Source organism: Marispirochaeta aestuarii, from assembly GCF_002087085.1.
GTDB classification, from domain to species: domain Bacteria; phylum Spirochaetota; class Spirochaetia; order JC444; family Marispirochaetaceae; genus Marispirochaeta; species Marispirochaeta aestuarii.
Genome location: NZ_MWQY01000007.1, coordinates 28,284 through 41,261, shown reverse-complemented (window position 1 = coordinate 41,261; position 12,978 = coordinate 28,284). Strand labels below are relative to the sequence as shown.

Genomic DNA, 12,978 nt, shown 5'->3' with positions numbered 1-12,978 from the left:
GATCTGTTTTTCCGGTGGGCGATTATAGATGAAGCACACCCTATCAGTAAAGGAGATGGCTGTATGGCCTGTTTTGTGGACAGATTGATTGAAAGTAAGACTATCGCGGTCGGTTGTACGGCACGTGACTGGGAGGAAGCTGTCAGAATCGGCGGCCGGATGATGATCGACGCAGGGTTGATCGATGACCGCTACGTCCAGACGATGATCAGCAACCACAGGGAAATCGGTCCCTATTTTATTGTCGCTCCCGGCATTGCAATGCCCCATGCCAAGCCGGAAAACGGGGTCCTGAAAACGGGATATGCTCTGGTTACCCTGGCTTCGCCGGTTGAGTTCGGGGATGAAGAGAATGATCCGGTGGATGTGCTGATCTTCGCCGGTGCAGCCAACCGGGAAGAGCACAACCAGGAGGCGGTGCCCCAGATCGCCGAACTCTGCGACAGCGAAAAGTATGTGTACGCCCTTCGGAACGCCCGAAACAACGACGAAGCTGTCTCTGTACTGCAGAATTTTGCAGCTGCCTTCGAAGCCGGGGAATTCGATTGAGGCTAAGGGCAAGGAGGATACAATGCTTAAAGGGAACCTGGTGGTAACCAATGAAGAGGGACTTCATACCCGGCCTGCGAATCGTTTTGTAAAAGAGGTCAGGAAATTCGAGTCCCAGGTTGTTCTGAAACGCAACGGAAAGGAGGCCCCGGGCAAGAGTCTTGTCAAGCTCATGAAGCTGGGTATTGTCCAGGGTGATGAGGTAACCCTGATCTGCGAGGGGCCGGACGAAAAGGAGGCTTTTGAAGCCCTGACAGGTCTTCTGCAGCCCGAGGGTGCTCCCCAATGCTGACGGGAATTCCCTCCTCATCGGGGATAGGCGCCGGTACGGTCTACCTGCTCCATGAACGGGAGGTGCCCCTGGGACGTACCGGACCCAGCTCCAGCCGCAATGACGGCGGAACCCGGTCTCACACCAGGCGGAGCAGCGAAAGCGAGATGGAACGCTTCGGCCGGGGCATTAAGGTGGCCGCGGTCTACTACTCTGCCCTGATCGAGCGCATCCGGGAGAAGCTGGGAGAGGATGAGGCGGAAATCTTCGAAGGTCATCTGGAGATTCTTACCGGAGAAGATATGGCCGAAGCAGTGGAAGAGGCCATCATGGAGCGTGAGGCCATAGCGGAACGGGCGGTGATAGATTTTGTCGAGGAGACTGCCCGGGAGTTCGAGGAGCTGGAGTCGGATTACTTCAGGCAGCGGGCGGGAGATCTGCGGGACATCGGGCGCCGCCTTGCGGAAGCCATCTACTACGGGTCCATCAGCGATCCTGCGGAACTGCCGGAGAACAGCGTCATTGTGGCCGAAGAGCTTACCCCTTCGGCTACGGCACGCCTGGATACCGAACAGGTGGCGGCAATCATTACGGAAAAAGGCGGCAGAACCAGCCATGCGGCCATTCTTGCCCGATCCCTCTCAATCCCCTGCGTTACCGGTGTGGAAGGTCTGATTGCCGCGGTTCGCAGCGGTCAGCAGGTCCTGGTGGACGGTGATGCCGGCACGGTGGATACCGATCTCGACCACAAAAAGCTCAGCGAGGCGCGGAAGCGTAAAGAGACTGCCCGGAAAGAGGAGGAAAAGCGCAGGACCTGGTCGAAAATGGCGGCTCCTGAACTTGCGGACGGAAAGCCCTACGCCCTTATGGCCAATGTCGGAGGAGTCGCGGAAGCTGAACAGGCCGCCTCTTTCGGAGCCGCGGGGATAGGACTCTTTCGGACGGAGTTTCTCTTTATGCGTTTTTCCGATTTTCCCGGGCTGGACCAGCAGGCGGATGAGTACCGGGCAGTCTGCAGGGCCATGGCTCCTGCCCCTGTCATCGTCCGTCTCCTGGACTGCGGTGCGGATAAGCCTCTGCCCTATGCTCCTCACCCTCCGGAGGACAATCCCTTCCTGGGGGAGCGGGGTATCCGGTATCTCCTTGCCCGGGAGACCCAGCTGAAGATCCAGATACAGGCCATTGCCCGTGTATTCGAAGAGGGCCACCAGATCAAAGCGATGATACCCATGGTCATTTCCGCCTCGGAGATAGACGCCGTCCGTTCCCTGGTCCCGGCAGGAGCTTCAGCTCTGCCCGTGGGAATCATGGTGGAAACCCCGGCTTCGGTGATGATTGTCGACCGACTTGCCGAAAAGGCGGATTTTATCAGCATCGGCACCAACGACCTGGTCCAGTATCTTCTGACCGTGGATCGGGGAAACCCCAGGGTCTCAGCCTATTATCAGGAATTCCATCCGGCGGTTCTCGCAGCGATCTCCCGGATTGTGGAGGGGGCCCATAAGGCGGGCATCCACGTGGGGGTGTGCGGGGATATGGCGAGCCATCCTGATTCAGCCCTGGCTCTCCTGGCCCTCGGGGTGGATGAGATCAGCGCGGGGATCAATGCCATACCGGAGCTCAAGGCCTGCCTTGCAGGTACCCGGGCTTCGACTCTGGACGAGCTTGCTTCCCGCCTCATGACTGCCGCCGATGCCGACGAAGCCAGAATGCATGCGAAGAAACTGATCTCCGGGGATCCGGTCCCCTGGAAGGCGGAATAGGCAATGACCTCCCGACTCCTGGAAGTGCTGAAACTCCTCGCGGGCAGCTCAAACTACACAACCGTTGAGCAGATCGCCGAAGCGACCGGAGCGGGGGTCAGGACGATCCATCGGGACCTGGAGGTCCTGGAACGCAGCCTGAGCCTTCGGGGCGTGCGAATGGAGCGGCGGCGGGGATTCGGGGTACGGCTCATTGATCCGGTACCGACGCGGCTTATGGAAAGCGCCGGACATATGCGGGGACCCTCTGTTGCGGAAAGCGGACAGCGACCACTTCTGATCCTGCTCTACATGATTCTTGCCGCAGACTGGATAAAACTCTCCGAAATTGCCCATGTCCTCTTTGTCAGCGACTCGACGGTAAGCAGCGACATTTCATCCCTGGAGGAGATCCTGCCGGATTCCGTTTTTATCGAGAAGCAGAAGGGCACGGGGGTGCGAATGCTGGCGGATGAGACGGATATACGGATGCTGTTCCTGTCCGCTTTTCCAAACTTCGTACCGGTATATCTGTTATACGGGAGCGAGAACGATGGAGACAGCGGAAGCGGTGAGGAGCGGATGATCCGGCTCATTGGAATCCGCGACTACCGGGATCGTTTTTTTACGATCATACGCGAAGCTGAAGATGTCCTCGGGTACAGGCTTTCTCCCTCGTCCTCCGGGGTTCTTTACTCCTATCTGTTTCTTCTTGCCCGTCGTATACCTCTTACCGGAAACCTTCGCCGCCTCAGTCCCTCGGGTTTGAACATTCCGGAAATATATATCCAGGCCGCCCGCAGGATGATGACCGTCGATGCCTGGGAACTTTTATCCTCCGATTCCGATACCAATGAGGAAGTTCTTCTGCTGGCCCGGGTTCTGGCTTCCCTGGAAACGGCCGCCGCTTCAGTGGAATCCGTGGAGGAATATCTGGGAGATCTGTGGGGACCGGTGAATGCCATCATCGAGCATACCCTCGGCAGCCTGGAAGGGTCCCGCCGGGTCTGGCTCCATGATGACCGGCTGCTCCTGAACTATCTGCGCATGACCCTCTCCGCAGCGGCCCGACGGATCGATCTGGGGATCCCGGGATGGCGTGAAACCGGCCTGCATCCCTATCCCGGGCTGGAGGACTCCCCGGAGGCCGCCTCGCTGGTGACCCAGTTCATGGCGGAAATGGACGATCGCTTGCCGGATATCTCGCCGTCCAAGGTTCGCAGGGAGATACAGGAGGCATCTCTCGCCCTGGGGGCCCATATAGAGGTTCTTCAGTCCAGACATGCACCGGAGCTCAGGGTCAGGATACTTTGCCTGGAAGGTCTGGGTATGTCGAATTATATTGCCGCCCTTGTACGGGATGTTCTGCCCCGGGGAGTGCTTATAGATTCCCAGTGGGATCCCGATTTTGAAGAGAACCAGGTTCCCGGGGAGTATGATCTTGTGATCTCCTCGTTTCCTGTAAAAATCCGGGGGTGCCGGCATCTGATCATCCGGGTCGATTCTTCGCCGGAGGACATTCGGGCCCAGCTCCGGGAGGCTGCGGCGGATCTGGAGAGACCTGGAGTCCGGCCGGAAAACGATGAGCCGAAACGACCGGAGCGAAAGCGGGATGTGGTGACCCTGGGCGGACAGGCTCAGGATCTGTCTCTGCCGGTAATCATGTCGGTGATAAGCGGATTTTTTGTCGAGAAACGCCAGGCCCGCTCGGATCTTCTGTCCCAGGCGGTCCTGGCTCTTTCCGAACGGGGAGACTGTAATACCGAGATCCTGAGAAGGGATTTTGAACGCAGGGAATCCTACGGAAGCCTTGTTTTTGAAGAATTGAATGTCCGCATTCTTCATTGCCGTACCGAGGGGGTACCGGAACCCCGGGCCGGGGTCATCCAGACAGTCCCCATGGAACCGACGGTACTTGTCCTGGCGGCTCCGCTGACCGCTTCCCCGGTGCAGACCCACGCACTTTCGGAGATAGTCATAGCCCTTACGGACTTTGGGGACTTTGCTGATGTTCTCGCCAGGGGAAGCAGGCGGGATATCCAGGGACGGCTCCTGACCCTGTTCAGCCAGAAATTCGGCTGATCCCTTGTTCAGGACTTACAGAGGAAAGAGGAAAAGAATGCAGAAGGAAAAGGAAATGAAACTGGCGGTACAGTTTGGGGCGGGAAATATCGGGAGAGGTTTTATCGGTGCCCTCCTGTCCCGCTCAGGATACCGGGTTCTGTTTGTGGATATAAGCGATTCAATAATTCCCGAACTGCAGAAAAGGGGAGAGTATACTGTTGAAATAGTCGGAGAAACCCGCAGGGAAGAAACCATCACCCCGGTAAGCGGCTGTTATCCCGGTGATCAACTGCTCCTCGATGCAATCGCCGAGGCGGAGATTGTGACTACCGCCGTAGGGCCTGCCGTTCTTGAACATATTGCCCCCCCTATTGCGGCGGGGCTCAAACACCGTATGCAGAAGGGGGTCTCCGGAGCACTCAATATTATCGCCTGTGAGAACATGATTAATGCATCCAGCAGATTGAAGGAACTGGTGGAAGGCTCACTGGACAAGGATGTAAAAAGCTTCATCAAGGAGCATGTGGGATTTCCCGATTCCGCTGTAGACAGGATAGTGCCTCCCATGGAGAAGTCCGGAGACATCCTTCGGGTGCGGGTGGAGGAGTTCAGCGAATGGATTGTCGACCGGCGAGGCTTCGCCGGCAGCATCCCCGAGATCGAGGGGATGCAGCTGACCGACACTCTGACTGCCTTCGTGGAACGAAAACTCTTTACCCTGAACACCGGCCATGCCATCGCGGCCTATCTCGGTTCCCTGTACGGCCACCGGACAATAGACCAGAGTATACGGGATGAACAGGTCCGGCAGGTGGTCCGGGGGGCCATGGAAGAGAGCGGCGAGGTCCTGGTGCGACGGTATGGATTTGACCGGGACATACACAGGGGCTACATCGAAAAAATCCTGCGGCGTTTTGAAAATCCCTGGCTCAAGGACGATGTCCAGCGGGTCGGAAGGCAGCCGCTGCGGAAGCTCGGATTTGACGATCGACTGATCAAGCCCCTGCGGGGAACCATAGAGTACGGTTTCCCGAACCAGAACCTGCTGATCGGTATTGCTGCGGCCCTCTATTTCCGTAACGAGGATGATCCCCAGGCAGAACGCCTGCGGGAGCTGCTTGAAATCAGCGATATCAGGGAGGTGATTCCCCGCGTAACCTCCCTGAAGGATGCGGATGTGCTGACGGCCATTGAAAACGCCTACGAGGACCGGGGAGTCGAAGACCTTGTGCGGAATTACGTCCGGCAGTGGATCAGAATCGTCTCAATGAAGGAGGCCAGGGATAACTTCGCCCAGCTCGTGGATGAAGCCATGGCGGGACGGGAGATCATTGTGGCCAGCCGGGGGAAACCGGTGGTCCGCCTGACGCCGGTAACGCCTCCGACGAAACGGGAGAGCTCTCTTCCTTGAAGGCTGTTATCTTCGATCTGGACGGGGTCCTGGTGGATTCCGAACCCTTTCATGCCGAAACCCTGGTTGCCCTGGCCGGGGATCTGGGAATATCCCTTTCCCGGGAAGAGACGCGCCGCTTTATCGGGGTGTCCGATGAAGAGATGTGGGAAACTCTGATCAGTGAAAACCAGCTGACCGGGCACCCCGGGGCAAAGAACATGGCGAAGCTTCAGGCTGCACGGACCCTGGAAAGACTCTCTTCCCGGGCCCTTCTTCCCCGGGATGGAGTCTCTGAACTGCTGGTGGAGCTTCGTTCCCTGGGGATACTTACGGCAGTAGCGTCATCCTCGGCCAGGGCCTATGTCGATCATGTGCTGGAGACGGCCGGCTTTTCGTTATACTTTCCTGTGCGGGTTGCCGGTGACGAGGTGGACAGGTGCAAGCCGGATCCTGAACCCTATCGGAGGGCAACGGAACTCCTGGGGGTACCCTTCCGCAGTGCAGCGGCGATTGAGGACTCCCCCTCGGGGATCGAATCCGCCAGACGTGCGGGGCTTTTCTGTATTGGTCTTGAAACAGCGGAATCTTGGAATACTCCAGCCTTCGAGCCGGACCTGAAGATTACCGGTTTTTCCCGGAAGGAACGCAGGAGAATCCTCCGGTTTCTTGATCTACAGTGAATAGCTGACCGCGAACTCAAGGGGAGGGTTCAGGCTCATGAAGCGCAGAAGGGGAATCCGGAACTCTGCCGTGTCCGCCGAATGTCGTATTCCTCCCTCGATGTTTTCAATCCGTCCGGGTACCTGTATGCGGAGAAGAATGGCGGCGGAATCAATCATTCTTTCTATGGTATCCGCCGGGGCGTACTCCTCAAAGGTCCAGATCAGCATCTCCTTGAGCTCCTCTTCGTCGCCCCCGTTCTGAAAAACTCCGGTTACCGTTTGGGAAACGGGGTCGCTCCCCATGGGGATCATCTCCAGAATGGAGGCCACATTACGGGAATCTATGCGGATATTCAAGGTTCCGGTATTTCCGGAACGCCGGAAGGAGAAAACCGGGTTGCTCCGGGTATCGATATTACCGGGAAAAATATGCTGAATGTCGGCGAAGCTGGCGAGAATCCGCAGCGTCTCCGGGGCTTCAAGGATCAGTCCGGTAAGGGAAATCCCGTCGGCAGTGGCGAATCCCGCTGTCAGGGCGGCGGTATCAAAGAAACTGGTGGATTCGTCCACATCGGCCCCCTGCACTTCCGCCAGATCGCCCAGATACTCACGCAGGAGGGGATCCATGGTTATGCGTGTATTGACGTTCCCTGCTGCAGCGTCCTCCAACTGAATGGAGCTTGCGACGCTGCATGAGCTGAGGGCCGCGAGGATCAGACTGAGGATCAGAAGCACGGGGGTTGCGTTTCTCATACGCCTGAAAGTCTATCCCCTCGCCGGGGCTTCTTCAAGCGTAATCAGTCTGAAATCCTTACGGCAGTCTCTTCTTCTGCTTCTTCCATCGTCTCTTCCGCCCCGGACGCCTTTTCCGTCGCAGGAGCATCCCCGGCTTCATCGCTGCTGGTTATGAAGGCGGAAACCATGGATGAAAGGTTCGCCATATTCTCCCGGGTAACAGTACCGGCTTCGTTGAGGGAGCTTATGGCCTTTATGACCTCTTCGCCTCCTGCATCTATCTCCCTGATACCGTTCAGTACCTGGGCAGAGAGCTGTCGTACTTCCTGCACGTTATGGGAAATCTGTTCCGCTTCTTTCTGAATGGAACCGGCCCCCTGCTTGATCTCGTCGGAGGCACTCCGTACTTCGGTGGTACCGGAGACTACTTCGGTGGTGCCGTTTGCCATCTCCACCATTGCCTGGGAGATGTCCGTAAAAGCCCTCGAGGTATTGTCCACCTCGGTGTTTACCTCCTTCAGGGTCGCAAGACTCTCCTGGGAGCTTTCATCGGCTTCGGTTATACGGCTGGTAATGGACTTCAGCGATCTGGTAACCATCTGGGCGTTTTCCGTTGTTGACTCGGCGAGCTTGCGGATCTCTTCTGCGACTACGGCAAATCCCTTGCCGGCCTCTCCGGCGTGGGCGGATTCGATGGCGGCGTTCATGCTGAGCATGTCGGTCTGCTCGGCAATGGAGTTGATTATGTCGATTATTTCCAGAAGCCCTTCAATCTCCCTGGAGATCTGCCGGATGAGAGACGAGGTGGTTTCCACCCGCTCCGATCCCCTGGCGGTAACGTTAACCAGATTATGGACCCCCTCGGCCCGTTCCTGGGCCAGGCGGGATATGTTCTGAATTGAGGCGGCCATCTCCTCGATTGTGGATGATGACTGCACAATCGCCGCTGACTGCTGCTCGATGCCCTGGTTCTGGGAATTAATGAGGCGGCTGATGGAGTTGACCGACTTGTCAACGTTCTGAATTACCTCGTCCAGGGAGGTGAACTGGCGTTCAATATTCTTGATGTTCGCAGCGATCTGGGTCATTGCGGCGGAGGACTCGGCGGTGGAGGTGGAAAGCTCTTCCTGGAGGTGCATCGCCTCCATGGAGCTCTCCTTGATTTCATCAATGATATTCTTCAGATTTGAGATTACCGTGTTTATATGCTCCGCCAGCCGCCCTGTTTCATCCCTGACCTTTATACCCGACTGTACCGTAAGGTTGCGATTTGAAACGGCGCTCATGACCTCTTCGATGCGGACAATCCGCCTGCTGATGCGTCCGGAGAAGAGTATCGCGAACAGTACGGAGACAAGTCCCACCAGGGCAATGGCGGCCAGTACCATAAGCTGCTGTCTCTCGGAAACTCTCCGGATCTCTTCGTCCAGCAGGGTGGGCATCCGGGTGAGCAGCTTGTCAAAGGCATCGGAGGATATCTCAAGGCTGTTTATAAGGTTTTCGAAGCGCAGTGCCTCAATATAGAGTCCTGCTTCCTGGCGGTTGTTCTTTACCTGTTCCAGGAGCTGATAGAGACTCTGAGACCGCAGCCGCGACAAAAGTCCGGTATTTTCCTTGTCGGTATACAGGCTTCCTATGGATTCGATGTTCGGCTTTATCAGGGTGTACAGGTTTGAAAGGCTCTCCAGCTCATCCGCGATCCGGGGAATGCTGTTGAGCTCCCTGGATTCCATCAACCGTGTCATTCCTTCGTCGAAGGAATCGTATGCTTCCGGCCAGTTCTGACTGAAGTAGTCCGGAGAGTTCAATACAGACAAGAGTTTAATATTTACCAGGTTGAGCTTGTTCCAGTCCGAGAGGGCTGCGGTTGCAAAACGGCTCTGATTCGCCAGCTCAACGACATCCCGGGAACTCGTGAGCGTAACCTGAACGACTCCGGCGAATATTACAGCAAAGCAGAGAAAAGCCAGAAGCAGTTTTATTCTAAGATTCACAAGCGAAGTCTCCTTTTTTCGTATATTTTATCCGTAAAAAACAGTATACCAGCAATTTATTGAAAAGAACAGTAATCTCCATTCCTGATGACAACAGACAGGACCTCCCGATAATTCTTGCCCCGGGATCAGGAGAATAGTAGAATACTACCATGATTACAAAATATGTGTTCTGGTTTTTTCCTGCGATTACCGCAATAGTATCGATCTGTTACGCTCACCGGGGAAAAGGTCGTACGCAGGTAAAACTGACGGTAACAGGCAGCGTACTGCTCCTGCTCGTCGGCTATGCCCTCTACGCGGGGACAGCCGGGGAGGCTCTGTTCGTATGGGGCCTGGCCTTCGCCCTGGGGGCTTCCATGGTGGGGGATTTTTTCCTGTCCCGCGGCGATGATACCTTTATACACGGAGTAATCGGTTTCTTCTTCGCCCATGCGGGGTATCTGAGCGCTTTTCTTGTTCTCGGGGGTTTTAATCTGCCGATTCTGGCGGTGTTTTCCCTGGCGCTGCTTTTGTACCTTCTGCTGGTTCTCAGGCCGAAGATCGAGGATCCCCTGCTCTTCTGGGCCGTCTGCGGATACACGGCGATTTCCGCCCTGGTTATCGGTGCGGCCTTCGGTACCCGGCAGCCCCTGTTCATTGTCGGAGCCCTGCTGATCGCCCTCTCGGATTGTATAATTGCCTGGAACAAGTTTGTGCGTCCCGTCAGGTACGATGAACTGTCGATTCTTTCGACCTATTACATTGCCCAGATCAGTATCGGTATCGGCAGCTGGTTCCTGCTTTCATCCTAGTAAACGCAGCAGTTTCTCCAGGAGTTCCTTCTCTTTGTAGGGTTTGTAAAGGATATCGTCGGCACCGGATTCCATGATGTGTTTCTGATCGGCCATCTGTGCATGGGCAGTGACGGCGAGAATGGGTATCCGATTCCCGGTCCGCCTGCTCCGGATTTGCCTGATAGCTTCGATCCCGTCCATTCTCGGAAGCCCGATGTCCATCAGAATGCAGTCGGGTTTCTCCGTCCGGGCAGCGTCCACAGCTTCAAATCCGTCCCGTGCCTCAATAATCGTGAAGCCGTTTCTGCTGAGGATATGCCGCAGATACAGGCGGTTTACGGCCTCGTCTTCCACCAGGAGAATGCATGCCATTCCCTTTTCTCCTCGTAAGCGGTGTTAAAACCTATCGGGAAAGGTCCTTTGCTATGCTTATGCAGTCATCTCCGATTGTCTCGAAGCGACGGACTATCTCCATGAACAGCAGTTCTCCCTTCAGGTTGCCACCGGACTTTATCCGCTTTCGGGATATCTTGTCCAGCTTGTTTCTGAAGCGGATAATCTCTTCTTCCATTGTTCGGGCCAGTTCCATTTCCCGGTCAGCAACAGCATGGTCCAGCAGGGTGGAGATATATTCGAGAAAATCCCTGACTGCGAAGGCTATTTCCAGTATCTGGTCGACTGATTCGCTTCCGGCTCCGCTTTTTTTCCGCAGCAGTTTTTCCGACAGATTATGGATATTCACCAGGCCGTCGGCTATGCGTTCATATTCCCCGATTATGCGCATCCGGGCTGCCACCCACTGGGCCTGCTCCTCGCTCAGATTCTGCAGCGCACATTCGGAGAGATGGGTAAGGATGGATTCCTCCATACCGTCGACGCTTTGTTCCTTTTTCTCAATCAGAGCGGATAGCTCCTGCCTTTCATCAAGGCTGGGTTCAAAAAAGTTGATAACGTAGTCTGCCATGATCCGCACTTCCCGGGAGAGCTTCAGAACGGCTCCCCCGGCGATTATCAGGTTGGCATCCCGGGCTTCGGGAAGATTGCCGCTGATCCACGCAAGGGCTCCGCCTTCCGGGAGATCCGTTTTTCTGTCGGGAATCAGGCGGATAACAAGTTTCTCTATCTGCGGGATGAATCCCGCCAGGAGCAGGGTGTTCACTATGTTGAAAAGGCTGTGAAAAGCCGCCAGGTGAAAGGTGGTTCCCGGGGGGTTCGAAAGGGATCCGGGAACAAGGATATCCAGCAGAACAATCATGGGGTTCAGCAGAAAAAACATCCAGATTACACCGAAGATGTTGAAGAGCAGATGTGATCTGGCGCAGCGCCTGGCCTCCACGGACATCTCAAGAGCCGCAAAGTATGCAGTGAGGGTTGTTCCTACATTCTCCCCCAGTACGATGGCCGCCGCCAGGGAAAAGGGCAGCTGTCCCAGGTAGACCATGGTGAGGGTAAGGGTTATGGCGGCACTGGAGGACTGGAGTACCACGCTTAAACCGGCTCCAACAAGAATAAAGATCAGGCGGGTACCCAATCCCTTCTCGGGAAAAATAAGGAGGACCCGGGAGATAAAATCACTCTGATCGAGGGCGGACATCCCTGTCTTCATCTCGTTGATTCCAAGAAACAGCAGACCGAAACCCAGCAGAATCAATGCGAAACGCTTGTTCCTCTCCCGCCTGCTGAATCGGAAGGGAAGACTGATGGCGATGGCCGGGAGGGCGAAGGAGGAGATGTCCAGGGAGAATCCCAGAAGAGAGACCGCCCAGGCGGTGAAGGTTGTCCCGATATTCGCCCCCATAACTACTGCTATGGCGTTTCTGAGGGGGATAAGTCCTGCGTTAACCATGGATACGAGTACAACCGTTGTGGCGGAGGAAGACTGGATAAGGGCGGTAACTCCCGCTCCCGTTACTATCGCCGACAGCGGGGTCGATGTAAGCCCCTGAACAACGCCGTGAAGCCGCGGGCCTGCCCACTTGTGAATCCCTTCGCTCATGGTCTGCATACCGTAAAGAAAAATCCCCAGTCCCCCCAGAACCCGCAGAAGGATCAGAACAGGATTGTAGAGAAGTGCAGACCAGTCCATTCATCCCTCCAGAAGAAAATCAGATTCACCATGGTTGCGGAGAAACTCACCAAAAACATTCTCGTATTTTCCCCGCTTCATGTCGGTTATCCATTCTCCCTTGTAACTGAATTTTATCATACCCGAAAGGTTCAGATACTCAACTGCAGTTTCCCGGGATACCACATAGGGACCGAGCCCTTCTCCCATAAGATAATAATTAATGATGATATTTTCCGTACGATGATTCCCTTCCACGAAGAGCTGGGGATGACTCAGGGCCCGGGTGTAGTATCCCGCTGCAAGCCTGTAGGGTGTGTGCTTTTTATACTTCTTTCTGTACCACTCGAGGATTGATTTTATGTTTTTCTGAAACTTCGCCCGGGTTTCCTGCAGATGGGCAAAGTACTCCAGCCGGCGGCTCTTGTCGGTTCCGCATAACACGATATGGTTCAGTTCCAGCATATGGTAGAGTCCGGAAGGGGAAAAGAGGTTGATGCTGTTCTTCCATAAATGGTTGGCAAAATCGTAGGCCTCCATCAGCTGGGAGACGATCAGGGGGGTAAAATCCTCCCTGCTCATAATAAGGGCGGCGTTTATTTCGGTAAAATGGCTGCGAAAGGAGCTGAGGGACTGTTCTATCCTGTCCAGGTTGAATCCGGTATGTCTGCTGCCGGTCATGGGAGGATGGTAATGCATTCAGGGGCCATTTCCTACAGCTGTTATG

At 55.6% G+C, this 12,978-nt stretch carries 12 protein-coding genes; 7 read left to right on the top strand and 5 right to left on the bottom strand.

Annotated elements, in window-relative coordinates:
• Positions 1-63: 63 nt before the first annotated feature.
• The 6 genes from B4O97_RS07305 to B4O97_RS07280 are packed head-to-tail and all read left to right on the top strand — an operon-like array spanning position 64 to position 6,699.
• A complete protein-coding gene (locus B4O97_RS07305) occupies positions 64-549 on the top strand; it encodes a PTS sugar transporter subunit IIA (protein WP_083049630.1) in 486 nt (161 codons plus the stop codon).
• Positions 550-571: 22 nt separating this feature from the next.
• Positions 572-841, top strand: a complete 270-nt coding sequence (locus B4O97_RS07300; protein ID WP_083049627.1) for an HPr family phosphocarrier protein — start codon at positions 572-574, stop codon at positions 839-841.
• Positions 835-2,583, top strand: a complete 1,749-nt coding sequence (gene ptsP / locus B4O97_RS07295) for a phosphoenolpyruvate--protein phosphotransferase (protein ID WP_233142981.1) — start codon at positions 835-837, stop codon at positions 2,581-2,583. The genes B4O97_RS07300 and ptsP overlap by 7 nt, the downstream gene beginning before the upstream one ends.
• A 3-nt stretch (positions 2,584-2,586) precedes the next feature.
• Positions 2,587-4,644 carry a BglG family transcription antiterminator gene (locus B4O97_RS07290; protein WP_083049625.1) on the top strand — a complete coding sequence of 686 codons (2,058 nt, stop codon included), beginning with the start codon at positions 2,587-2,589 and terminating at the stop codon, positions 4,642-4,644.
• 37 nt (positions 4,645-4,681) lie between these two features.
• Entirely contained in the window at positions 4,682-6,037 is a 1,356-nt protein-coding gene (locus B4O97_RS07285; RefSeq protein WP_083049624.1) for a mannitol-1-phosphate 5-dehydrogenase, read from the top strand.
• Entirely contained in the window at positions 6,034-6,699 is a 666-nt protein-coding gene (locus tag B4O97_RS07280; RefSeq protein WP_083049622.1) for an HAD family hydrolase, read from the top strand. The genes B4O97_RS07285 and B4O97_RS07280 overlap by 4 nt, the downstream gene beginning before the upstream one ends.
• On the opposite strand, the gene B4O97_RS07275 is transcribed toward B4O97_RS07280, so the two are convergent.
• Together B4O97_RS07275 and B4O97_RS07270 are read right to left on the bottom strand one after the other, a co-directional pair.
• A complete protein-coding gene (locus tag B4O97_RS07275) occupies positions 6,691-7,434 on the bottom strand; it encodes a hypothetical protein (protein WP_083049619.1) in 744 nt (247 codons plus the stop codon). The two genes, B4O97_RS07280 and B4O97_RS07275, sit on opposite strands and share 9 nt — an antisense overlap.
• Before the next feature lie 44 nt (positions 7,435-7,478).
• Entirely contained in the window at positions 7,479-9,410 is a 1,932-nt protein-coding gene (locus B4O97_RS07270; protein WP_083049617.1) for a methyl-accepting chemotaxis protein, read from the bottom strand.
• A 152-nt stretch (positions 9,411-9,562) separates the two neighbouring features.
• Between B4O97_RS07270 and B4O97_RS07265 the strand changes: the two genes are divergently transcribed.
• On the top strand, positions 9,563-10,204 hold the full coding sequence (locus tag B4O97_RS07265) for a lysoplasmalogenase (protein ID WP_083049616.1): 642 nt from the start codon (positions 9,563-9,565) through the stop codon (positions 10,202-10,204).
• Here B4O97_RS07265 and B4O97_RS07260 read toward each other — a convergent pair.
• The 3 genes from B4O97_RS07260 to B4O97_RS07250 are packed head-to-tail and all read right to left on the bottom strand — an operon-like array spanning position 10,196 to position 12,950.
• Positions 10,196-10,558, bottom strand: a complete 363-nt coding sequence (locus B4O97_RS07260) for a response regulator (RefSeq protein WP_083049613.1) — start codon at positions 10,556-10,558, stop codon at positions 10,196-10,198. The two genes, B4O97_RS07265 and B4O97_RS07260, sit on opposite strands and share 9 nt — an antisense overlap.
• Positions 10,559-10,589: 31 nt before the next feature.
• Entirely contained in the window at positions 10,590-12,272 is a 1,683-nt protein-coding gene (locus tag B4O97_RS07255) for a Na/Pi cotransporter family protein (RefSeq protein WP_083049611.1), read from the bottom strand.
• The gene (locus B4O97_RS07250; protein ID WP_083049609.1) at positions 12,273-12,950 is read right to left on the bottom strand and encodes a hypothetical protein; all 678 of its coding nucleotides are present in this window, start codon (positions 12,948-12,950) and stop codon (positions 12,273-12,275) included. It lies immediately after the preceding gene.
• Between the last annotated feature and the right edge of the window lie 28 nt (positions 12,951-12,978).

Coding starts and splice junctions, on each gene's coding strand:
- B4O97_RS07305 (WP_083049630.1), top strand. CDS start 64: ATGGCCTGTTTTGTGGACAGATTGATTGAAAGTAAGACTATCGCGGTC.
- B4O97_RS07300 (WP_083049627.1), top strand. CDS start 572: ATGCTTAAAGGGAACCTGGTGGTAACCAATGAAGAGGGACTTCATACC.
- ptsP (WP_233142981.1), top strand. CDS start 835: ATGCTGACGGGAATTCCCTCCTCATCGGGGATAGGCGCCGGTACGGTC.
- B4O97_RS07290 (WP_083049625.1), top strand. CDS start 2,587: ATGACCTCCCGACTCCTGGAAGTGCTGAAACTCCTCGCGGGCAGCTCA.
- B4O97_RS07285 (WP_083049624.1), top strand. CDS start 4,682: ATGCAGAAGGAAAAGGAAATGAAACTGGCGGTACAGTTTGGGGCGGGA.
- B4O97_RS07275 (WP_083049619.1), bottom strand. CDS start 7,434: ATGAGAAACGCAACCCCCGTGCTTCTGATCCTCAGTCTGATCCTCGCG.
- B4O97_RS07265 (WP_083049616.1), top strand. CDS start 9,563: ATGATTACAAAATATGTGTTCTGGTTTTTTCCTGCGATTACCGCAATA.
- B4O97_RS07260 (WP_083049613.1), bottom strand. CDS start 10,558: ATGGCATGCATTCTCCTGGTGGAAGACGAGGCCGTAAACCGCCTGTAT.
- B4O97_RS07255 (WP_083049611.1), bottom strand. CDS start 12,272: ATGGACTGGTCTGCACTTCTCTACAATCCTGTTCTGATCCTTCTGCGG.
- B4O97_RS07250 (WP_083049609.1), bottom strand. CDS start 12,950: ATGCATTACCATCCTCCCATGACCGGCAGCAGACATACCGGATTCAAC.